Annotated in this window: 21 protein-coding genes, 16 tRNA genes, 1 rRNA gene and 1 pseudogene; 10 read left to right on the top strand and 29 right to left on the bottom strand. The window is 40.9% G+C overall.

Annotated elements, in window-relative coordinates; all coding sequences use genetic code 11:
- Nucleotides 1–6: 6 nt before the first annotated feature.
- Nucleotides 7–330, top strand: a complete 324-nt coding sequence (locus F9802_RS15175; RefSeq protein ID WP_152153463.1) for a hypothetical protein — start codon at nt 7–9, stop codon at nt 328–330.
- 424 nt (nt 331–754) lie between these two features.
- Here the strand turns inward: F9802_RS15175 and F9802_RS15170 are convergent, their stop codons facing one another.
- The 3 genes and pseudogenes from F9802_RS15170 to F9802_RS15160 all read right to left on the bottom strand — a co-directional run.
- Nucleotides 755–1,531, bottom strand: coding sequence for a DUF3800 domain-containing protein (locus F9802_RS15170; RefSeq protein ID WP_152153461.1), 777 nt, complete (start codon nt 1,529–1,531; stop codon nt 755–757).
- Nucleotides 1,532–1,989: 458 nt separating this feature from the next.
- On the bottom strand, nt 1,990–2,535 hold the full coding sequence (locus F9802_RS15165; RefSeq protein WP_152153459.1) for a hypothetical protein: 546 nt from the start codon (nt 2,533–2,535) through the stop codon (nt 1,990–1,992).
- Between the two features lie 418 nt (nt 2,536–2,953).
- Nucleotides 2,954–3,748, bottom strand: a pseudogene (locus F9802_RS15160) (SpoVR family protein); the annotation flags it as partial.
- Between the two features lie 181 nt (nt 3,749–3,929).
- Between F9802_RS15160 and F9802_RS15155 the strand changes: the two are divergent.
- The 3 genes from F9802_RS15155 (at nt 3,930) to F9802_RS15145 (ending at nt 5,195) form a co-directional block, all read left to right on the top strand.
- Nucleotides 3,930–4,148, top strand: coding sequence for a YhdB family protein (locus tag F9802_RS15155; protein WP_152153455.1), 219 nt, complete (start codon nt 3,930–3,932; stop codon nt 4,146–4,148).
- 158 nt (nt 4,149–4,306) lie between these two features.
- A complete protein-coding gene (locus F9802_RS15150) occupies nt 4,307–4,723 on the top strand; it encodes a disulfide formation protein C (protein ID WP_152153453.1) in 417 nt (138 codons plus the stop codon).
- A gap of 1 nt (nt 4,724) precedes the next feature.
- Nucleotides 4,725–5,195 carry a thioredoxin family protein gene (locus F9802_RS15145; RefSeq protein WP_152153451.1) on the top strand — a complete coding sequence of 157 codons (471 nt, stop codon included), beginning with the start codon at nt 4,725–4,727 and terminating at the stop codon, nt 5,193–5,195.
- 249 nt (nt 5,196–5,444) lie between these two features.
- On the opposite strand, the gene F9802_RS15140 is transcribed toward F9802_RS15145, so the two are convergent.
- Entirely contained in the window at nt 5,445–5,846 is a 402-nt protein-coding gene (locus F9802_RS15140) for a DUF5365 family protein (protein WP_152153449.1), read from the bottom strand.
- A 123-nt stretch (nt 5,847–5,969) separates the two neighbouring features.
- Between F9802_RS15140 and F9802_RS15135 the strand changes: the two genes are divergently transcribed.
- Entirely contained in the window at nt 5,970–6,872 is a 903-nt protein-coding gene (locus tag F9802_RS15135) for an RluA family pseudouridine synthase (RefSeq protein ID WP_152153447.1), read from the top strand.
- Between the two features lie 52 nt (nt 6,873–6,924).
- Here F9802_RS15135 and F9802_RS15130 read toward each other — a convergent pair whose 3' ends face one another.
- Nucleotides 6,925–7,761 (bottom strand): aldo/keto reductase, encoded by an 837-nt coding sequence (locus F9802_RS15130; RefSeq protein ID WP_152153739.1) that lies wholly within the window; start codon nt 7,759–7,761, stop codon nt 6,925–6,927.
- Nucleotides 7,762–7,954: 193 nt separating this feature from the next.
- On the opposite strand from F9802_RS15130, the gene F9802_RS15125 reads away from it, so the two are divergent.
- The 4 genes from F9802_RS15125 (at nt 7,955) to F9802_RS15110 (ending at nt 11,980) form a co-directional block, all read left to right on the top strand.
- A complete protein-coding gene (locus tag F9802_RS15125; RefSeq protein WP_152153445.1) occupies nt 7,955–8,572 on the top strand; it encodes a DUF47 domain-containing protein in 618 nt (205 codons plus the stop codon).
- Between the two features lie 14 nt (nt 8,573–8,586).
- Entirely contained in the window at nt 8,587–9,585 is a 999-nt protein-coding gene (locus F9802_RS15120; RefSeq protein WP_152153443.1) for an inorganic phosphate transporter, read from the top strand.
- A 280-nt stretch (nt 9,586–9,865) separates the two neighbouring features.
- Nucleotides 9,866–10,477: a nitroreductase family protein gene (locus F9802_RS15115; RefSeq protein WP_152153441.1), complete on the top strand. Its 612-nt coding sequence runs from the start codon at nt 9,866–9,868 to the stop codon at nt 10,475–10,477.
- 204 nt (nt 10,478–10,681) lie between these two features.
- Nucleotides 10,682–11,980: an NCS2 family permease gene (locus tag F9802_RS15110; RefSeq protein ID WP_152153439.1), complete on the top strand. Its 1,299-nt coding sequence runs from the start codon at nt 10,682–10,684 to the stop codon at nt 11,978–11,980.
- A 71-nt stretch (nt 11,981–12,051) separates the two neighbouring features.
- Here F9802_RS15110 and F9802_RS15105 read toward each other — a convergent pair whose 3' ends face one another.
- Nucleotides 12,052–12,183 (bottom strand): 3-methyladenine DNA glycosylase, encoded by a 132-nt coding sequence (locus F9802_RS15105; protein WP_404799176.1) that lies wholly within the window; start codon nt 12,181–12,183, stop codon nt 12,052–12,054.
- Between the two features lie 110 nt (nt 12,184–12,293).
- The gene (gene yhbH / locus F9802_RS15100; protein ID WP_152153437.1) at nt 12,294–13,433 is read right to left on the bottom strand and encodes a sporulation protein YhbH; all 1,140 of its coding nucleotides are present in this window, start codon (nt 13,431–13,433) and stop codon (nt 12,294–12,296) included.
- Nucleotides 13,434–13,565: 132 nt separating this feature from the next.
- Here yhbH and F9802_RS20100 point away from each other — a divergent pair, with 132 nt between their 5' ends.
- Entirely contained in the window at nt 13,566–13,700 is a 135-nt protein-coding gene (locus F9802_RS20100) for a hypothetical protein (protein WP_263862313.1), read from the top strand.
- Between the two features lie 54 nt (nt 13,701–13,754).
- On the opposite strand, the gene F9802_RS15095 is transcribed toward F9802_RS20100, so the two are convergent.
- The 22 genes from F9802_RS15095 to rrf all read right to left on the bottom strand — a co-directional run bounded on the left by F9802_RS15095 (nt 13,755) and on the right by rrf (nt 21,296).
- Complete coding sequence (locus tag F9802_RS15095) at nt 13,755–15,650, bottom strand: PrkA family serine protein kinase (protein ID WP_152153435.1); 1,896 nt, start codon at nt 15,648–15,650, stop codon at nt 13,755–13,757.
- Nucleotides 15,651–16,136: 486 nt separating this feature from the next.
- Nucleotides 16,137–16,610: a tRNA (uridine(34)/cytosine(34)/5-carboxymethylaminomethyluridine(34)-2'-O)-methyltransferase TrmL gene (gene trmL, locus F9802_RS15090; protein WP_152153433.1), complete on the bottom strand. Its 474-nt coding sequence runs from the start codon at nt 16,608–16,610 to the stop codon at nt 16,137–16,139.
- 57 nt (nt 16,611–16,667) lie between these two features.
- Nucleotides 16,668–17,531 carry an amidase domain-containing protein gene (locus F9802_RS15085; RefSeq protein ID WP_152153431.1) on the bottom strand — a complete coding sequence of 288 codons (864 nt, stop codon included), beginning with the start codon at nt 17,529–17,531 and terminating at the stop codon, nt 16,668–16,670.
- A 180-nt stretch (nt 17,532–17,711) separates the two neighbouring features.
- Entirely contained in the window at nt 17,712–18,842 is a 1,131-nt protein-coding gene (queG, locus tag F9802_RS15080) for a tRNA epoxyqueuosine(34) reductase QueG (protein WP_152153429.1), read from the bottom strand.
- Nucleotides 18,843–18,957: 115 nt separating this feature from the next.
- Nucleotides 18,958–19,031, bottom strand: a tRNA-Gly gene (locus tag F9802_RS15075).
- Nucleotides 19,032–19,227: 196 nt separating this feature from the next.
- Nucleotides 19,228–19,698, bottom strand: a complete 471-nt coding sequence (locus F9802_RS15070) for a DUF6241 domain-containing protein (RefSeq protein ID WP_152153427.1) — start codon at nt 19,696–19,698, stop codon at nt 19,228–19,230.
- 92 nt (nt 19,699–19,790) lie between these two features.
- A tRNA-Leu gene (locus F9802_RS15065) sits at nt 19,791–19,872 on the bottom strand.
- Nucleotides 19,873–19,879: 7 nt separating this feature from the next.
- Nucleotides 19,880–19,953 (bottom strand) — tRNA-Cys (locus F9802_RS15060).
- A 12-nt stretch (nt 19,954–19,965) separates the two neighbouring features.
- Nucleotides 19,966–20,040, bottom strand: a tRNA-Gly gene (locus F9802_RS15055).
- Between the two features lie 3 nt (nt 20,041–20,043).
- Nucleotides 20,044–20,115: transfer RNA gene (locus F9802_RS15050), tRNA-Gln, on the bottom strand.
- 17 nt (nt 20,116–20,132) lie between these two features.
- A tRNA-His gene (locus F9802_RS15045) sits at nt 20,133–20,208 on the bottom strand.
- 16 nt (nt 20,209–20,224) lie between these two features.
- A tRNA-Trp gene (locus F9802_RS15040) sits at nt 20,225–20,298 on the bottom strand.
- A 7-nt stretch (nt 20,299–20,305) separates the two neighbouring features.
- Nucleotides 20,306–20,389 (bottom strand) — tRNA-Tyr (locus F9802_RS15035).
- Between the two features lie 25 nt (nt 20,390–20,414).
- Nucleotides 20,415–20,490, bottom strand: a tRNA-Thr gene (locus F9802_RS15030).
- Between the two features lie 5 nt (nt 20,491–20,495).
- A tRNA-Phe gene (locus F9802_RS15025) sits at nt 20,496–20,571 on the bottom strand.
- A 16-nt stretch (nt 20,572–20,587) separates the two neighbouring features.
- Nucleotides 20,588–20,664 (bottom strand) — tRNA-Asp (locus tag F9802_RS15020).
- A 5-nt stretch (nt 20,665–20,669) separates the two neighbouring features.
- Nucleotides 20,670–20,743 (bottom strand) — tRNA-Met (locus tag F9802_RS15015).
- A 25-nt stretch (nt 20,744–20,768) separates the two neighbouring features.
- A tRNA-Val gene (locus F9802_RS15010) sits at nt 20,769–20,844 on the bottom strand.
- Nucleotides 20,845–20,849: 5 nt separating this feature from the next.
- Nucleotides 20,850–20,924 (bottom strand) — tRNA-Glu (locus tag F9802_RS15005).
- A gap of 31 nt (nt 20,925–20,955) precedes the next feature.
- Nucleotides 20,956–21,048, bottom strand: a tRNA-Ser gene (locus tag F9802_RS15000).
- A gap of 5 nt (nt 21,049–21,053) precedes the next feature.
- Nucleotides 21,054–21,128, bottom strand: a tRNA-Asn gene (locus F9802_RS14995).
- Between the two features lie 52 nt (nt 21,129–21,180).
- Nucleotides 21,181–21,296: ribosomal RNA gene (gene rrf, locus F9802_RS14990) — 5S ribosomal RNA — on the bottom strand.
- Between the last annotated feature and the right edge of the window lie 12 nt (nt 21,297–21,308).

The following is a 21,308-nucleotide window of genomic DNA, read 5'->3' as shown; positions in this document are numbered from 1 at the left end:
GAGATCATGGGAGTAAAGGCAAGAGGCTTTAAAGAATTTGGCAAGAAGTTAAAACAACTTGAACAAAGTGTTCAAGAAATTCAAGGGACTAACACTGTTTCCTTTTCTGAACTTTTCCCCGATACATTCATGCAACGTTTTTCGGATTTTCAATCTATTCAAGAGATGTTTGATCAATCACCGTTTACTATTAAAAATAATGGGGATCTTGACAGTATCCCTAGTGACGAATGGGACAAATATGTTTCAGGTAAGACTAGGTTTAATTCATGGACATTGATGCAAGAAAGAGCTTTAAGTGAATGGACAGCTAGAAAACTAGGTCTATAAAAAGTTTTGAAATCTCTTTTTAAATACAACCAACTAAGGCTAAGCATTTTAATTCTATAAAAAGTCGTCATTTTTACTATTAGAACATTATCTTATGAATTGTATACAGACATAAACAAACACCCCCCTTTGCTAAAAGGGGGGTGTTTTGAAGATTGCCCATAGGCGACGGCATGAAATGAATCATGTGCAATAATTTGCAACGCCCTTCAATCCTCATGATTAGTATATGTAGGTCTCTTTACAAAATGCCTTGTTTACAAAAGAAAAAAGGGTTTGCCCGTAAGCGACGATATTATTGATACCCTTTCGGATACCAAACAACATCCATGAAATGAATCATGTGCAAAGCTGCAACGCTCCTCAATCCCTTTCGTTAAAATTATAGCACAAAAAAAGGGCTTGTAAACATAAAATTTAGAAGTCAGGGCATAATTTTAATTCCAAATCGATCAAACCTTTTCAACCCACCTTCATATCTAAGCTTTCTTATCTCTTTATAAACGTTAAACTTATTCTGCTTTTTTTGCAGAGCGTTTCGTGCAAACGGGTTTGGTATAAAATCTGCTACTTGCAAACCAGGGTTATTAGAAGACTTCGGAGGAAATTCGATTTCCCTCAAATAAGTTTGCATCGCATGCGGACTGACAAACATAGACCCCATTGCTTTTACATGATTAAAATGCATTCTAACCGCTGTGTCTTGCGCTGCTCTGGATTCCGCAAAAACATATCCAATTCCATTATTTTTATGTAAAAAATGACAATAGTTCTCTAGAATAATCTGCATTGCAGTTAGATAAGTTTCCGTACTACAAGCAGGATCAAAATGATTTTTTAACGAATCCATATCAATGCAAGCACCTATAATAGTACATGGAAGAGCTTGAAATAATTTCGAAAGTTCGCTGAAAAGTAATCTAGAGTTCCCGTTTTGCCGAAATCTTTGAAAGTGCGGCTTTACAGTATTAATTCGATGCATTCTATTTTGCGCTTCTCTTATCTCTTTTTCATGAAGAACAATTGAAGTGGGATTCGCTAAATCCTGCCAGATTTTTGACTTAAGTTCATCTAACTTTGGTATCAGGATTTTTTCATAATCCTCTTCCTTTATTATAAATCCAGCGACACAAAATACAGGATTATTGAATCCTGAGCTATGAGTAGTGCTTTCATCTAGAAATAGAAAATACTTTGACATCTTTTTTCCTCGCTTTTAACATGAATAATTCTATTATACCATCTAATCCTTTCCACAAGTTTAAATTTTCCCATAAAAAGAACCTCTAAATAACCATTAGATTCCAATTAAAGTACTTACCTTGAATTCCTACATGATATGATGCCTAAATAATAGTTATAACGCTCCTTAAACAAATGATTAAATTCACAACTTCAACTTACACTTTATTCTAGTATTTACTAATAATAATCTTTGTTTTCATACATAGTTAAATCCTTATATTGATTGCAAATTTACTTTCCTGCAACCGTTGATCATAAATTGTTATAGCCAAATTTCCTTTGTTTCCTCAATTAGAAATTCATAAATTATATCCAGTAAAGTAAAAGGAAACCACCAATTTAGATAATTGGTGGTTTCCTTTTATGCATCCTAAATTAACGCACCTATTTAATTTAAGGGGCTTTGCTGTTCTCTTAGCGATTAATTGAATTAGCTATCTCCACTAACACTTCAGGAGTCACCTTGTCAGAAACTCTCTTATCGATTCCAAGCATATATTGCCAATTATCTGTTTCGAAAGCTAGCACATTTAAGCCCGAAATATTCATGTACAGTGCTTTATTCTTGTTCTTTAGCGTGTAATTCCTTAGAACATACTTATCACTTATTGGGATTTTATCTTTAACAGGCCGAACATCAATTTTGTAATGATTTTGAGGTGATTTATCATTTACAAATATAACTTCTAAAGAGTCATTCACGTCACCATCTAAATCACTAAACCTACCGAAATTATGTGTAAAATTTATAGGTGGAATCCTAAGAGGAAGTTCCAAATTTTGTTTAAAATGCCGTTCAAAATCCTTTATAGCCTCTTCTGCCGTTTTATATCCAATTTTGGGGTAGATTTCTTCCAGAGGTTGAGGTTTATCGTTCGAATTTGCATATGTTGTTTCATTATTTATCCCTAAAACCAAAATACTGCATACAAACAATACAAAAGAAATACTTTTATTCATTTACATCACCTTAAATTATAATCAGGTTTATTTTCCCCCTTTCAATTTAAATTATCCTTTTACCACTAAGAAAGCAGGATAATTAAATTCCGATTTTCCCTTTAATAAAAGCGATTCGTAGTGTTTTTATTATTTTATCTAGATTTATTTACATGTTGAATTCCTTAAACAAAAAAATAATTAGCTCTTTTATTGAACTAACTATCCTTCTAACGCTTTACATAAATTTCACACTGACTTTTTTTGGGATATTAATCGGTAACAATTATGTAATTCCGTATTATTCCTATAAGTATAATTGTTGGAAATGAATCACACTTCACTAATTTCCATATATTAACATAATCGCGCTCAATATTACCAATATTCCTTTAAGGAAATAGAGACAATAATCGCTTTCTTTTTAAACATCTTTGCGATACGAAGCCCAGCCTTCATTCATAATTTTTGTCTCCAGCTGCGGCCAGAAATAAAGCATTTCTTCCCGCACCATCGTCATAATGTCACGCTGCCAGTCTTCAAGGTAGCGGCTGTATTGTTCAATGAAAAGCATAAGGTCTTTTTCTGGCCGAGGCGGTATTGTTTTTTTCGGCTTCTGAGGTACAACCTCCAGTTTTTCTGATCCATCGAGCATCCATAAATCGTCATACGGTCCCCTCTTTTTTTCCAGTTCCTCTTCAGCTTCTTCTGTCTGCCAGGATAACCTCCGCCGCAGCAAAGAAGGATCAATATGCTCTTCGACCGCCAGGACGGCATCTAAAAATTGTTCCACTGTTTCTTTTCCGTGATCGATTTCGTACTGACGGATTCGGTCAGCGGTCGCTGCCATACTTTCTACCATATGCCTGTTCGTCTGCTGGAAGCGAGCATTATTTTTAAAGAAATCACAGTGAGCAAGCACGTGGGCAACAATTAATTTATTTTGGATAAGTGAATTCGTATCGAGTAAAAAAGCGTAACATGGATTAGAGTTAATGACGAGTTCATATATTTTGCTCAACCCAAGATCGTATTGCAGCTTCATTTTAAAAAACTGCTTTCCAAAGCTCCAGTGTGAAAAACGGGTCGGCATGCCGTAAGCACCAAATGTATAAATAATTTCCGCCGGGCAGATTTCGTACCTCATTGGATAAAAATCCAGACCGAACCCTGATGCAATTTCTGTAATTTCATCAATGGCATATTGAAGGTCTTTCATTTCTGCCTTATTCATTTTTGTTTCCCCCTTTTTGCCCTTTAACAAATACTTATGAAAAAAAGCAAAAGGTCATACCCTCTTTTCCATTGAATTCTATTTCTCTTTTCCGGCAGCCTTCCCTCCCATTATTTACAGAGAGAGTTTTGCTGGCTCAGGAACATAATAAAGATAATTCCTCTACAGGGGGGGATCAGAATTGGATTACACGGATTATGACCGCGTGCTGTATTACGTTCATCGTTCGGATTGGGACAACTTGCTGATATTAATGGTGCGGACGAAAGATCACTTACTGTCAAAGAAGATTGAGCATTTTCTTCACGCCCGCTCGTTTCCTAATTCTTATTCTGCTGTGGAAAAAACATTTTATACATTATTCCACTATGTCGAATATGCCAACTCATTAGACGCCTAACAGAATTCCACCAGTAACAAGCGGCCCACAAGGATTTCCATTATCCTTTCAGGCCGCTTGTTTAATTGGCCGGCTTTTTGCCGGTTCTGATTATTTTACTTTTTTCAGCTGTTAAGATTATAATCGTCTAAGGGAATTTGTACAGAGAAGGAGAACATATGAAAAAAGAAAATTTGCTTCTAACCGCTTGGGGAACTTCCTTTATTTCGATGCTCGGCAGCTTATATTTTTCGGAAGTAATGAAGTATGAACCATGTGAACTTTGTTGGTATCAGCGGATATTGATGTACCCGCTCGTCCTAATTTTGGGACTTGCCATCATCAAAAAAGATGAAACGGCTGCCCGCTACTCGCTGCTTCTTTCAGCAGTAGGAGGGGGTATTTCTCTTTACCATTATGCGATTCAAAAGATTGACTTTCTTTCAACCTCAGCTCCGGCTTGCGGCAGAGTGCCTTGTACAGGGATTTATATTAATTGGTTTGGTTTTATTACGATTCCCTTTTTAGCTCTTACAGCATTTATTATTATTTTTGTAACAAGCATGATGATCATCAAAAGAAAGGACGACGCGTAATATGAAAAAAATTATCATTTTTGCTGCACTCATTCTTCTTGTATTTGCGGCTATCGTTTTTCTAACTAAATATCAACAAAATGAGGCATCTAAAGACAATCCTTACGGCAAAAAAGAACTTCATCCCGAAACGATTAAGCAGCTGGATGACCCGAATTACAGCAACTTGATTTTGCCGAACGAATTGGAAGAAAAGCTGAAAAATGGCGAAGATGCTTTTGTTTATTTTTACAGCCCGACATGCCCCCACTGCCAGAAAACAACGCCTGTCTTAATGCCCGTCGCTAAAGATAAAAATGTCGATGTAAAACAGTTCAATTTGCTTGAGTTTGAAGACGGCTGGAATGAGTATCAAATAGAATCCACGCCGACTTTGGTTTATTTTAAAAACGGCGTGGAACAAGAACGCCTTGTCGGCAGCCACCCAAAAGAAAACTTCGAACATTTTTTGGAAGCCCATAAAAAGGAATAATACTTCTTCCCCTGTTCTTGGCAACAGGGGTTTTTTATGAACAAAAGCGGAAGCGCCTCGACCAGTCCCGACAAGCAAATGTTCTTTCACCGAGGAAGTCCGTTTTTGACTTCATTGGTGAAAGGTTATTTGACCTCGAGGGACTAGACGCTGGAGCTGGACGTATACCCGCTCTATTCGCAAAGGCGATCACCATGCGATTATTTTACCGTTTCCTAAGCAAAAAAAGCCTTCCGGCTGGCGGAAGACTCAAATTAAAAATGTATTGGCAGGAGTGGCATAGGCTAAATAAGACACATGACTCTTTTTATTGGTAAAATGGCTGAGAAAGAAGGGAAAGCTAACGTCAAACTCTTGCAAAATCATCGTATTTCTTTCAAACATCTCTTGATAATGCGGTGGCAGACTGGCAGGCTCTTCTGTTTCAAGAATAGAGATAATCGTCTGCAGGCTGGCGATTAATTGAAAAGCGTCCCGAAGAGTGCTGAATAGTTCAAAGTGGCTTTCTGTCAAGTGAAGCACGCCATACTCACACATTCTCTCTAATTCTTCCATCTCGAAGAAACGAGGAAAGATTTCTTCTTTTAATTGCCTGATTAATTCTGTGATTTTTTCTTCCTGCTCCATAGTAGAGGCGATAAGTACTTTCAAAAAAACACCTTCTCTGCTGCGTCTGTTTAATGACATGATGTTTTAAGAATAACATATAACTCACTCAAGAATGTTGGTAATTTTGTGAAACGGGGCAGAGATTAAGTAAAGGCGGGAAACACTTTGTATAACACCAATAGAAAAGGTTCTATTTATGAACTCGTCGTTCCCAAGGAATGGGCTGAAAAAACAGTTCAGTCTGTTTTCAAGTGTATATGGAAGCTTTCCAAAAAAATGGTTCATGAATGGAGAATGGATAAGGCAGTTAAGTTAAACGGGAAAACGGCTGACTGGCAAGCACCCCTTGCAGCGGGAGATGTGCTGCAAGTGCCGTTGTTTCATTGGCACGGAGAAAGCCCTGTTCCTGCATTTGTTGACGTAGATATTTTATATGAAGATGATCATTTGCTCGTTGCTAATAAACCGCCGGGCATGAAAACACATCCGAATGATCCAACGGAAACAAATTCGCTGTTAAATGCTGTAGCATTTCATGTGCAATCATCCGGTGAGCGCTGCTTCATCCGCCACGTCCATCGCCTTGATGAACATACATCAGGTGCTGTTTTATTTGCCAAGCATGAAGCCGCCTACACCGTTCTTTCCCGCTTGCTGGAAGAACGTCTCATTAAACGAACATACTTGGCTGCTGTCCATGGCATGGTTCAACAATCAAAAGGAACGATCAATCAACCAATTGGTAAAGACAGGCATCATCCTTCCAGAAGGCGCGTCTCGCCATCGGGCCAATCCGCTCTTACTCATTTCGAAGTGCTGAAAAAAGATAAAAACCGAAAGCTTTCCATAGTAAAATGCCACCTTACTACCGGACGGACTCATCAAATTCGCGTTCACTTTTCGGCTATCGGCCACCCGTTAATTGGGGACCGTCTTTACGGTGGAAAGCCGATTGTCAACAGACAAGCCCTTCATGCAATTGAAATTGACATACCCCACCCTTTTACGGGAGAAAAAATTGTGTGCCGGGCTGCCATCCCTGATGATCTGTTTTCTTTTTTCAACTGAACAGTAAAGTGCCAGGCATTTTAGCCTGGCACTTATAGAGCCGCCTTATGGATTAAAAACCAATATCAAAGATATCGGGGTCCGGCCCAAGTCGCTCTCCCTTATTTAATGCGCTGATATTTTTCATGTCCTCTACGGAAAGCTGAAAATCAAACAAGTCAATATTTTCTTTAATCCGGTCCGGGTGGACAGATTTTGGAATGATAATCGTGCCATTTTGCAGGTGCCAGCGCAAAATAATTTGAGATACTGATTTATTGTACTTTTTCGCCAAATGATTTAACGTCGGCTCAGCTGCCAGCTGATTACGGGCAATTGGCGACCATGCTTCGACGGCGATATTTTTGTCCCGGCAGTACGTTCGTAATTCTTCCTGCGTTAAATACGGATGGTTTTCTATCTGGTTAATAACAGGCTTTTCATTGCTGCCGGCCATCAACTCTTCAAGATGGTGAATTTGAAAGTTACAAACGCCAATCGCTTTCACGACTCCTTCGTTGTACAAACGTTCGAGTGCACGCCATGTTTCTTTGTACTTATCTTTCCCAGGCCAATGAATTAAATATAAATCCATATAATTCGTTTGCAGCTTATTTAATGAGACTTCAAATGCTTTTAGTGTTTGATCAAAGCCTTGATCGCTATTCCAGACTTTCGAGGTAATAAAAATCTCTTCGCGGCTGATCCCGCTTTCTTTAACCGCATCACCGACAGTTTGTTCATTTTCATAAATGGCTGCCGTATCAATCAGACGGTAACCGGTGCGAAGCGCAGATTGAATCGCGAAATTCGCCTCAATTTCATCTGTCATTTTGTAAACACCGAGACCAACTTGTGGAATAGCCAGTCCATTGTCAAGCGTCAAGGTATCTTGCAAGTTTGCAGCAATTTTCATCATTGTTCCTCCTTTCTTTCTCTCTTCTATTTTACCGCCAAATAGGAATGGAAGCGAATAATAGACTTGCTGGCCGCTGTTTGACCAAACAATTTTTTTCCTTTTTTCGACAAACTCTTTTTTCTCACGCCTTATTGAAGTAAAATGATTCCGTTAACCATTTTCAACTATTAGGAGGCTTTTCACATTGTTTAAACATAAAAAAGATAAATTCACCATCCTGCTCAATTCTATTGCGGTCAACTTGAAAGAAAGTGCTGATTACTTTGCTGACTACAAATTAAACAATGCCAGTGACTTAAAAATTTTTTATGATGAAATGAAAAAATTTGAAACAAAAGGAGACAGCCTAATCCATGAAGTCATTAAAGAGCTGAACCAGTCGTTTATTACGCCGATCGAACGTGAAGATATTTTGGCGCTGGCGATGAGTATGGATGACGTTCTTGACGGCCTTGAAGAAACAGCCGCAATGTTTGAAATGTATTCCATTATTAATGCTGATGAATATATGCTTAAATTCGTTGAAGCCATTCGCGGCTGCACCATCCAAATCGAACAGTCTGTCGATTTACTTGAAACAAAAAAGCTGTTGCCAATCCGTGAACACGTCATTAAAATTAAAGACTACGAAACAGCTTGTGACGGCGTACTTCGCCAGTCCGTTAAGCATTTGTTCGCAACAGAAAAAGATCCGATTCAATTAATTAAGTTAAAAGAAATATATGAAAATTTAGAACAGATCGCTGATTATTGTCAAGACGTCGCCAACACACTTGAAACCATCATTATGAAAAATGCTTAAGGAGCGGCCTTTTTATGGATTCTCTATTTCTCATTACAGTATTAATTGTTATTTGTGCTCTAGCTTTCGATTTTATTAACGGTTTCCACGACACAGCGAACGCAATCGCTACTTCTGTCTCCACTAAAGCTCTTAAACCGCGGCATGCCATTATACTCGCGGCGTCAATGAACTTTTTGGGGGCGATGACGTTTACAGGCGTAGCCAAAACGATCACGAAAGATATCGTCGATCCTTTCATGCTTGAAAACGGCTCGACCGTTATTTTAGCCGCTTTAATTGCCGCTATTTTTTGGAATTTACTTACTTGGTATTACGGGATTCCAAGCAGTTCTTCCCATGCTTTAATCGGCTCCATTGCGGGTGCGGCGATTGCTGCTGCCGGAGTCGGTATTTTAAATTACAACGGTTTCTTTAAAATTCTTCAAGCTTTGCTTATTTCGCCTATTATTGCTTTCATCGGCGGTTTTATCGTCTACAGCGTATTTAAGGTTGTATTTAAAAATAATAACTTACCGAAAACAAACCGGCGCTTTCGTCATTTTCAAATCTTTACGGCAGCGCTGCAATCGTATACGCATGGAACAAACGATGCTCAAAAAGCGATGGGAATTATTACGATGGCCTTGATTGCCAACAACTATCAATCTACAACGGATATTCAATTTTGGGTACAATTTTCCTGTGCCCTTGCCATGGGACTCGGTACATCAGTAGGCGGCTGGAAGATTATTAAAACAGTCGGCGGAAAAATTATGAAGATCCGTCCGGTTAACGGGGTGGCCGCTGATTTAACATCGGCATCGATTATTTTCGGCGCTACGTTCATTCATTTGCCGGTCAGTACGACACATGTCATTTCTTCTTCCATTTTGGGGGTTGGTGCTTCTCACCGGATTCGCGGCGTTAAATGGGGAACGGCCCAGCGCATGTTAATCACATGGATCATCACCTTGCCGATATCTGCCACAATCGCTGGCTTGACTTACTTAGTACTTGATTTATTTTTGTAAAAAAACGAGCGGATATCCGCTCGTTTTTTTACAATACATATTTCCCTAAAATAAAAAAAAATAAAAGTAAAGCAATGACAAGCATTAAAATAATTAATATTTTTTCCTGATTGCTGCCAGGCATTCTTGCTCTCCTTTCTTAATTAAAAAGAATTCTTTTCCTTGACTGTTTGTTCATTCTTTATTAAAGTTGATAATTGTTAGTACTTACTAAAAGTGATTAACTAACAATAGTATAGTATTTTTAATTTAATTACAATGCTTTTTGGAGGTAATATACATGACAGATTTTTTTGAATTAGCTCAAAGCCGGCGTTCAACGAAAGTGTATGATCCGGCGGTTGAAATTTCTGAAAGCGAATTAACAGGGCTGCTTGCTGTTGCAGGAAGAGCACCTTCAGCATGGAACTTGCAGCAATGGCACTTTTTAATTTTTAATAACGAAGACACACAAGGACGGCTTCTCCCCATCGCTTACAACCAGCAGCAAATTGTCGAGTCTTCTGCTGTCATTTGCGTGCTTGCTGATTTGGAAGGCCATAAAAACATTGATCCCGTCTTTGACCCGTCTGTTGCAGCCGGAGAGATGACACCTGAATTAAAAGAAATTCTTGCCGGACAAATTAACGGCGCTTATAAACGAGAAGAGTATCCGCGGGATGCAGCCATTTTAAACTCTTCTCTCGCCGCTATGCAATTTATGCTGGCTGCTAAATCATCCGGTTGGGACACTTGTCCCATTGGCGGCTTCAACGGCGCTGCTCTAATGAAAGAGTTCAACGTTTCCAGCCGCTACTTGCCGACGATGCTAATTACTATTGGCAAGGCCTTAAAAGAAGCGCGCGCTACAGATCGTCTTCCGCTTGAATCCATCATTACATTTGCCGAATGATGAGAGGCTGTTCCATAAGTGCCTGGCTCCCCTTCGAAACCAAAGTATAGTGTATTGTCAATTGTTTTATACTATATATGGCGAAAAGGTGCCTGGCACTTTTTTTTGGACTGCCTCTTTTTTTTATTTTAATATTGCATCTGCCCATTGAAACGAATATTATATTAAGTGTGCTTTTAAACGTTCGTATTTTGGAGGTTTCCAATGTTTAAATTACAGGAAAATGGAACAAATGTAAAAAGAGAAATGATCGCTGGACTAACTACGTTTTTAACGATGGTCTATATTATTATCGTTAACCCAATCATCCTGCAAGACGCCGGTGTACCGTTTGAGCAAGTCTTTACTGCCACAATCATTGCTACGGTCATCGGTACTCTTTGGATGGGCTTGTTAGCAAATTATCCAATCGCCATTGCTCCCGGGATGGGACTGAATGCTTACTTTGCTTATTCTGTCGTCGGGTCTCATGATGATATTACTTATATGACCGCTTTCGCTGCTGTTTTTGTTTCTGGACTGATTTTTATGGCCTTATCATTAACACCATTCCGTGAAAAGCTGATTATCGCTATTCCGGATAACTTAAAACATGGCATCACCGCCGGAATCGGGCTGTTTATCGCATTTATCGGCCTCCGTCTGACTGGATTAATTGCTGATCATCCGACTAATTTAGTGATGCTTGGCGACCTTCACAGCCCACAGGCCTTATTAGCTTTAGCGGGCCTTGCTGTCACTATTGTTTTGATGGTGCTTAAAGTAAACGGCTCGTTATTTATTGGGATGCTGATTACAGGAGGCCTCGCTTATTTTACCGGCCATTTAACGATTACAGAGGTCATCTCTACTCCTTCTCTGCCTGAAGGATTAATCATCAGCAATCCAATTGAAGCTATTAGCGATGTCATTCAGTACGGATTATATGCCGTTGTGTTTTCATTCTTACTAGTAACGATTTTTGATACAACCGGCACGATGATCGCTGTTGCTGAACAGGCAGGCTTGATGAAAGGCAACACGATGCCACGGGCACGGCAAGCACTTCTTGCTGACTCGGTTGCTGCTTCTGCCGGCGCTGTCTTTGGGACGAGCCCGACAAGTGCGTACATCGAGTCTTCGACAGGCGTAGCTGCTGGCGGCCGCACAGGGCTTACAGCGGTTGTGGTGGCTATTCTATTCGCTCTGTCCGCTTTTTTTGGCCCGCTCGTCAGCGCTGTATCCGGATTATCCGCTATTACAGCTCCTGCGTTAATTATTGTCGGCTGCCTCATGATGGAAAGTGTCGCAAAAATTAACTGGAAAGAGCTGGACGAAGCTTTCCCGGCATTTTTAATTATTTTAAGCATGCCTTTAACTTCAAGTATTTCCACAGGGATCGCCCTCGGGTTCATTTCGTATCCGCTGCTGAAATTAGTTCAAGGAAAGTTTCGCGAAGTGCATCCGCTCGTTTATTTGTTTGCGGTTTTGTTCTTTTATCAGCTCACTTTCTTGCCTCATTAATTTCATAAAAAAAGAAGAAGCCGGCCTGGCTTCTTCTTTTTTATAGCTTCAATACAACTTTTACACCCCGTTCATGAATCCGAATGTGTTGGCTTGTCAACTTCACGCTGTGGTTCAATATCTTCCCCGTGCTCTCGTTTTTCTTTCTGCTCAATCGAAAGATTTTTATTTTCCTGCTGCTGATCGGTCTCTTTTTTCATCAATGGTCTCCTCCTTTATTTTAACTGCTATTTTATTTATTACCTTCTACAGAAAAACTAAACAAAAAAGCACCTTGCTGAAATAGTGAACCGTTTCAACAAGGTATTCTTATTCATTCTTCTTTACCAAAGAAACTTTTCATGGCATAAAAGACATCTGCTTTTTGCTTTAAAATATAATGCCTGAACTTTTCACTTTTTATGTTTTTGTACGAGTTCATTAACGTACTGTTGCGGTTGTACTGATTTACCTCCCCATAACCGAACATATTAGATTTCTCCATTAATTCATCGACCAATTTAACACATCGTAAATTATCGGATGACAAGTTGTCGCCGTCTGAAAAATGAAAAGGATAAATATTGTAGCGTACGGGATCATATTTTTCCTCGATCAGCTCCAGTGCTTTCCGGTATGCAGAAGAACAGATCGTCCCCCCGCTTTCTCCTTTTGAAAAAAAGTGATCCTCGCTGACTACTTTCGCCTCCGTATGATGGGCAATAAATTCAATATCCACCGTTTCATATTTAGTCCGCAAAAAGCGGACCATCCAGAAAAAGAAGCTTCTTGCCATATACTTTTCCCAAACACCCATGCTTCCGCTCGTATCCATCATTGCCAGCACAACCGCTTTCGAGTGTGGCTTTTCAATTTCTGTCCACGTCCGGAATTTCAAATCTTCAGGAAGAATTGGATGAAATTTCGCTTCTCCAGTCAGCGCATTCCGTTTATAGGCAGACATCAATGTTTTCTTTTTATCTACATTGCCCATTAACCCAGTTTTGCGGATATCATTATACTCCACTTCTTCCACAGTGAATGGCGCCTGCTCTTTTTTCTTCAAGTTTGGTAAAGCAAGCTCACTGAAAAATGCTTTTTCCAGTTCCATGAACGAAACTTCCGCTTCATAATAATCTTCTCCTGCCTGGTCACCAGCCCCACTCCCTTTGCCTGGCCCGTCAGCAGGACTGCCGTCCCGGGCAATAACATCGCCTACTTGGCTGTCGCCGTCTCCCTGGCCGACATGCTTATTCTTATCATAACTGTACCTGATTTTATATTCTTCAATGGAGCGGATGGGTATCTTTATGACTTCATCGCCGTTTGACATAATAATGTTTTCTTCTGTAATTAAATCAGGCAGATTCTTTTTAATAGCGTCCTGTACTTTTTCTTTATGCCGTTCTTGATCATCGTACCCTTTGCGGTGAAGAGACCAATTTTCACGGGACACGTGATAATCCTCACTCATCTCCTATCATCTCTCCTTTCCTTAGATTTATCGTATGCGTTTATGCTTAAAATTGTATGGGTATTCTTCTATAAAAAGAGGTGAATTCATATAGCTTTTGAAGAAAAAAGCAAACAGGCTGAAAACGGCTCTATGGCCGCAAACTTTGAAGAGATGGAACAACTCGGCAAACAAATGGAACATCAGCGCACAAACCAGGAACTAAAAGAAGATCATCGTCAGCCCGATCCCATCCAGCATAATAAACAAGATAGCAGCTGTTCATAAAAACACCTAGTTGAAAAGGAAAAAAGAGGGCGGCCAAAATGGCTGCCTCTTTTTCTATCTATTCAGCAAACTGCCGACATAGCGCAGCAGTTCATTGGCTGATACAGAATTATAGCCATGATCATCAATGAGACGTGCGACCACTTCATTGACTTTCTTCAACTGCTGTTCATCCGGCGTTTTCGTAGAAGTCGTGATTTTCACAATGTCCTTTAAATCAGCAAACAACTTTTTCTGAATAGCTTCGCGCAGTCTGTCATGGGAATGATAATCGAAGCGTTTGCCTTTTCTGGCGTACGCCGAAATTCTAATTAAAATTTCTTCGCGGAATGCTTTTTTCGCATTTTCAGAGATGCCGATTTGCTCCTCGATCGAGCGCATGAGCTTTTCATCCGGACTGATTTCTTCCCCAGTCAGCGGATCGTGCATTTTTGACTTGTTACAATACGCTTCTACGTTATCCAAATAATTATCCATTAACGTTTTAGCTGATTCTTCATACGAATAAACAAACGCTTTTTGTACTTCTTTTTTCGCAATATTATCGTATTCTTTTCGGGCTGCCGAGATGAAGTTCAAATACTTTTCTCTTTGTTCATTCGAAATTGATGGATGCTGATCGAGCCCTTCTTTTAATGAACGAAGAACATCGAGTGCATTGATGGAAGCAACTTCTTTGCGGATAATTGTCGACGAGATGCGGTTAATGACATAGCGCGGGTCAATCCCGCTCATTCCTTCATCCTGGTACTCTTTCTTTAACTGATCGACGTCAGCTGAATTGTAGCCTTCCACACTTTCTCCATCGTACAAGCGCATTTTCTTAATGAGGTCAATGTCTCCGCGCTTCGGTTCTTTCAAGCGTGTTAAAATGGTAAACATCGCAGCGACTTTCAGCGTATGCGGAGCAATATGCACGTCAGAAACATCACTTTCCCGAATCATTTTTTCATAAATTTTTTCCTCTTCGGACAGTTTTAAATTGTAAGGAATTGGCATGACAATAATCCGGGAGTGCAGTGCCTCGTTCTTTTTATTGGATATAAACGAACGGTACTCCGTTTCATTCGTATGGGCAACGATGAGTTCATCAGCGGAAATTAATGCAAATCTTCCTGCCTTAAAGTTCCCTTCCTGCGTAAGAGACAACAAATGCCATAAGAACTTTTCATCACATTTCAGCATTTCCTGAAATTCCATTAATCCACGGTTCGCTTTATTTAACTCACCGTCAAAACGGTAGGCACGCGGATCAGATTCAGAGCCGTATTCAGCAATCGTAGAAAAGTCGATGCTGCCGGTCAAATCGGCGATATCCTGGGACTTTGGATCAGATGGGCTGAATGTGCCAATGCCAACCCGTTTATCTTCTGAGAAAAAGATTCTTTCGACCAACACATCTTCAATTCGGCCACCAAACTCTTCCTGCAGCCTCATTGTGTTTAACGGCGATAAATTCCCTTCAATCCGAATGCCGTATTCCTGATAAAAATCTGCCCGTAAATGAGCCGGAATTAAATGAAGCGGATCTTCATGCATCGGACAGCCTTTAATCGCATAGACAGCCCCCCGATCCGTCCTTGAATAAGCTTCCATCCCTTTTTTCAGCATAGCTACAAGCGTCGATTTCCCGCCGCTGACCGGCCCCATTAACAGTAAAATTCTCTTGCGCACGTCAAGTCGTTTCGCTGCCGGGTGAAAATACTCTTCCACGAGACGTTCCAGTGCTTCTTCTAATCCATATAATTCTGTGCTGAAGAAACTGTACTTATTGAGGCCGCTTTCTGTCTCCACTCCTTTGTCATTAATCATATGATAAACTCTAGAATGAGCGGACTGGGCTACCAAAGGCTTTTGTTTAACAATCTCCAAGTATTCTGCAAAAGTGCCTTCCCACTTTAATTTTTCTTCCTCTTCACGATATAGTTCGATTTTTTTTAAGATATCCATATAGACCTCCCGCTTTTGCGTAATTAGAGAACGATTAATAAATCTTATGCCCGTACAGCCTTGAACATGCTAACGAAAAGCGGAATAGAAGATTGTCCACATTTTACAATAAGTTGGCGTTTCCATTACTTACGGTTTGAGCTATAATAAAAGTAGTGCGCAAGAAAAGACTTCTTAAGAAAGGGGTACATAAAATGAATTTCTTAATCATTTTAGGTGTGATCGCTGCCTTCCTTGCCGCAATTTTCACCTCTGGATATGAAGACAAGCCAGGAACAAAATAATAAAGAAAGGCGGAAGGCGTTCGTCTATCGGCGATAAGCATAAGACTAGCCGGCTGGAAGATTATTCTTTAACCTTCTGGATTGATTGGCTTATGACTCGAGCCGATGACGCCTGAAGCTAGACATCAAAACTAAGCACAAAACACTTATACTTTCTTATTCATGAAAAAAGCACTGCAGATGATCTGCAGTGCTTTTTTCATTACTTCAATTGTAAAAAATTCTGCTGGCGCAGTGCTTCATAAATTAAAACAGCTGCCGTGTTGGACAAATTCAAAGATCTTACGTTTTCATTCATTGGAATACGCAAACACCGATCTTTGTTTTCGGCAATGATGCTTTTCGGCAGTCCCGTCGTTTCTTTTCCAAAGATAAAGAAATGGTTTTTTTCCCGGCTGCTATAATCAAAGCCGGCATAGTTGTTTTCGCCGAACTTTGTTAAATAATAAAATTCCCCATCGGCGTTTTTTTCAAAAAACTCTTCTATGGAATCATAGTATACAACCTTCACAAATTGCCAATAATCCAAACCTGCCCGACGCAGCATTTTATCGTCAGTAGAAAAGCCGAGAGGCCGAATTAAATGAAGCACCGTGTCAGTAGCTGCACACGTTCTGGCAATATTTCCGGTATTCGCAGGAATTTCAGGCTGGTAAAGAACCACGTTAATAGACAAAATCATTCACCTCATATTTAAACTATAACCAATTAATTATACCACTACTCTAAAACCTTAAGAAGAATCATCTTTAATTTGAAAGAATTTATATTTTATGTTCGCTGTGTACGCAGTGGAATCTTCATAACTCCAGTAGCGCATACGGCTGTTCGTCGTATGAGCATTCACAAGCGGCATGCCCCGGCGATCTTTTGCTGTCACAATCGTTGTATGGTCAAACCGCCCGTCTCCTTGAAAGTCGTAGCAAATCACATCACCGGGCTGCAGATTTTCCGGCTCATTGACCTCTTCTGCACGAAGCCCTGTTTGGGCAGAACTCAAAAACCAGCGGAACGCATGGGCGACTGACCAGCTGTAGCTCCAATTGTTTCCCCTTATCCACCAGCCGCGGCTTCTGTCCGGATATCCTGTCATCGGTGCCCCGCCTGCATGTAGACATTGAGAAATATAGTTTGTACAATTTACATCAAAGTTCCTGTAAGCAGGATTATTACTGTTCCACCAGCGCTCAGCATATTGAACTGCTTTAAGCCGGTCATAATGGAATATTCGCCTCTCTTCAAACTCTTCAGCGGCTTCAGCAAAATCATTCCATTCTGTTGAAACAAGTGATGGCGATTCCGCTTCTTTATCTTCTATCACTTCTTTATTTTCTATGCGGGCGGCTCTTTCTTCCACTTCTTCTTCTAAATAAATAAACTCGCCCTGCTTAATTAAATATTTATAATGAACGAGATAACGCATCTGTTCTCCATCGTCAAAAAGAACCTTACCAAACGCTTTCGCCTTCACAATCTTGCTATTCCTTAATTCAGTCAAACGCTTTTTCCTTAAAAACTTTTCATCATCGCCATCCACTCTATCCTCTACGAGCAATTGCAGCCTCCGCTCTAATCCATCCCGAAGCTCTTCATACATGAAAAGTCCTCCTTCCAGCAGACATCCTTGCGATTCAAGAAAGTTTTTGGAGCTGTACACTGTCGTTCAAGATTCCTGACTGTTGTTCATCACTTTAATGACGGTGCTCACGATTCCTGCTCATCCGCTGACCAGGTGCTTCCGCTTTTCTATGTTTATTCAAGTTTGTTGAAATTCATGTTACTTTAAGGAACGGATGCCTTTTTCTATTTCTTGTATGACTTCTGTGTCAATTTCTTTATCTCTTGCCTGAATTAGTGCTTCCCGGGCTGGTTCGCCGCCAATTTTTGAAATGGCCCAGGCCGCTGTTCCCCTTAGGACTGGCCGGACGTCTTCTTGCAATACTTCGATTAATGAGGGCAAGGATTCTTCCTCTTTAAAGTGAGCGAGAGCGATAATTGCATTACGCTGAATGGGCTTTTTTCCTCTCCAAGATCCGGACATTTGTCCAAACCTTTGTTTAAACTCTTTATTGCTCATTCTTAATAAAGGTTGAAGCAGCGGCTTCACCGCTTCTGCATCGGGTTCCATTTCTTCATGAAAATGAAAGTCGATGCCTTTATTTTTGGGACAGACTGTTTGACAAGTATCACAACCATACAGTCGGTTTCCCAATTTTTCACGAAATTCAACAGGCATAAAATCCTTTGTTTGAGTCAGAAAAGCAATACAACGTTTTGAATTTAACTGCCCGCCTTGCACTAACGCACCTGTTGGGCATGCATCGATACATTTTGTGCACGTGCCACATTGATTTTCAACAGGTGTGTCAGGCTCAAATGGCAAGTTAGTAATCATTTCTCCGAGATATACGTACGATCCAAATTCAGGTGTAATAATCGAGCAGTTCTTTCCACTCCAACCGATGCCGGCACGCTCAGCTACAGCCCTATCCACCAATTCCCCAGTATCTACCATCGATCGGAAACGGGCTTCAGGAACCTTAGATAAAATAAAAGCCTCTAATTTATTTAAGCGGTCTCGAAGAATAGTGTGATAATCTTCCCCCCAAGAAGCGCGGCAAAAGATTCCACGCCTTTCTCCTTTTTTTCCTTTAAGTGAACCCTTCATTTTAGAAGGGTAAGCCAATGCGATCGCAATAATGGACCGCGGTCGATCAAATATTAAAGCAGGATCGACCCGCTTATTAATATCCTTTTCTTCAAAACCCGATTCATAACTCAGCTCCTGCTGGCGCAAAAGCCGATTCTTTAATTCAGCAAAAGGTGCAGCGGAAGCAAAACCAATTTTATCTATACCGATTTCCCGGCTGTAATCAATGATTTCTGTTTTCAAAGCTGAATAGTCCATTTAACATTTCCCCTTTCAGAGAAAGTAATTTGAATCAAGTTTTTTCATATCAAATTAAAAAACGCAACATCTTATCCAGCAAGGAATAAAACATTGCGTTAATAACGATATGCAATGGAGCGGGTGATGGGAATCGAACCCACGACATCAGCTTGGAAGGCTGAGGTTTTACCATTAAACTACACCCGCAAATAAGGTACGGTTAATAATATGGATTCTATTATACAAAAAATAATTGTCGAATACAAGAGAATTAAGAGACTTTTCTTTACTCAACCTATTTCCAAACCCGTATCCTGTCATATGATTGAACTTGCCGTGAAGCACTACAACAAATTGTTCCTTATAAAATAAGCCTTGAATATTTTCAAGACCCAATTAATTATTATCTAAAATTTTCTTCAATAAATTGCCGGTCTTGTTGTTCAGTCATAAGATCATACGCAATACCGATATTTCCGTTTTGAGCATCCCATAAAGCATTATGATATTTATCGACTTTATCAAAATTTCCACCTTCCCATCTTTCTAAAATTTCAAGGAAGAACTCTTCTGATTTAAAATCGTTTTCTAATGCATGCTGCTTTATCGCCTTGATGTTTTCTGAGGTCATTTCAATAGCTCCCCATTTGTCATCAGAAACAACTTTCTGATAAGTCATCTTATGCATTATATCTGTAACCTGTGGTTCGTTTCCATCTACAAGCCGTGGTAAAGACGCATTTAATTCTCCGCCAATTTTAATTTGGCTTTCATCAAATTCAGCTTCCGCTTTTCCTTGCTTCGTGACTTCTTTCAATTTCGTTAAGTCTTCTTTCTCTTCTGCCCCTGCATGATCGCTCATCATAGCTACCATGGAAGCTATTCCTACGATAGCAATAGAAATGGCTACAACAAAAAAGACTCTCAACGTTGATGTTGAGAGTCTTACCATAAAGGTTTTGTTAATACCGGTGGCCGGGATCGAACCGGCACTCCGTGAGGAACACGATTTTGAGTCGTGCGCGTCTGCCAATTCCGCCACACCGGCATAAATATGGAGGCGGCAACCGGATTTGAACCGGTGATAGAGGTTTTGCAGACCTCTGCCTTACCACTTGGCTATGCCGCCCTAAAAAGCAAATGGAGCGGAAGACGGGATTCGAACCCGCGACCCCCACCTTGGCAAGGTGGTGTTCTACCACTGAACTACTTCCGCATACTGGGCTAGCTGGATTCGAACCAGCGCATGACGGAGTCAAAGTCCGTTGCCTTACCGCTTGGCTATAGCCCATTAATACTATAAAATTATGGGGCGATCGAGGGGAATCGAACCCCCGAGTGTCGGAGCCACAATCCGATGCGTTAACCACTTCGCCACGACCGCCATAACAATATTTAATTGGCAGGGGCAGTAGGAATCGAACCCACACTGGAGGTTTTGGAGACCTCTGTTCTACCGTTAAACTATGCCCCTATAAAACTGGTGGAGGGGGGCAGATTCGAACTGCCGAACCCGAAGGAGCGGATTTACAGTCCGCCGCGTTTAGCCACTTCGCTACCCCTCCAGCACATATAGATAAAATTTACAAGTGGTGCCGGCAAGAGGACTTGAACCCCCAACCTACTGATTACAAGTCAGTTGCTCTACCAATTGAGCTACACCGGCACAAGTGGTGGCTCAGGACGGAATCGAACCGCCGACACATGGATTTTCAGTCCATTGCTCTACCGACTGAGCTACTGAGCCTAATAAGTATGTATAATGGCGGTCCGGACGGGACTCGAACCCGCGACCTCCTGCGTGACAGGCAGGCATTCTAACCAACTGAACTACCGGACCATAGATTGCGGGGACAGGATTTGAACCTGCGACCTTCGGGTTATGAGCCCGACGAGCTACCAGACTGCTCCACCCCGCGACGATATAAATATTTAAAACTTAAATGGTGGAGGATGACGGGATCGAACCGCCGACCCTCTGCTTGTAAGGCAGATGCTCTCCCAGCTGAGCTAATCCTCCATAAATGGTGACCCCTACGGGATTCGAACCCGTGTTACCGCCGTGAAAGGGCGGTGTCTTAACCGCTTGACCAAGGGGCCATTAATAAATTGTATGGTTGCTGCATTAAAATGGCGGAGAGCAAGGGATTTGAACCCTTGAGACAGCGTTAACCGTCTACACGATTTCCAATCGTGCTCCTTCGGCCAGCTCGGACAGCTCTCCATATATGGCTCCGCAGGCAAGATTCGAACTTGCGACCGATCGGTTAACAGCCGATTGCTCTACCACTGAGCTACTGCGGAATGATTTGTCTAGCTGCAGGCGCTTGAAAAGCGCCTTTCACTTTTTTTATTCGCCTGGCAACGTCCTACTCTCACAGGGGGAATCCCCCAACTACCATCGGCGCTGAAGAGCTTAACTTCCGTGTTCGGGATGGGAACGGGTGTGGCCTCTTCGCTATCGCCACCAGACTATTGAAGACA

The organism is Bacillus aerolatus (assembly GCF_009183655.1).
Taxonomy (GTDB): Bacteria; Bacillota; Bacilli; order Bacillales; family Domibacillaceae; genus Pseudobacillus; species Pseudobacillus aerolatus.
The sequence above is the reverse complement of the archived record's forward strand: the minus strand, read 5'-3'. Positions and strand labels throughout refer to the sequence as shown.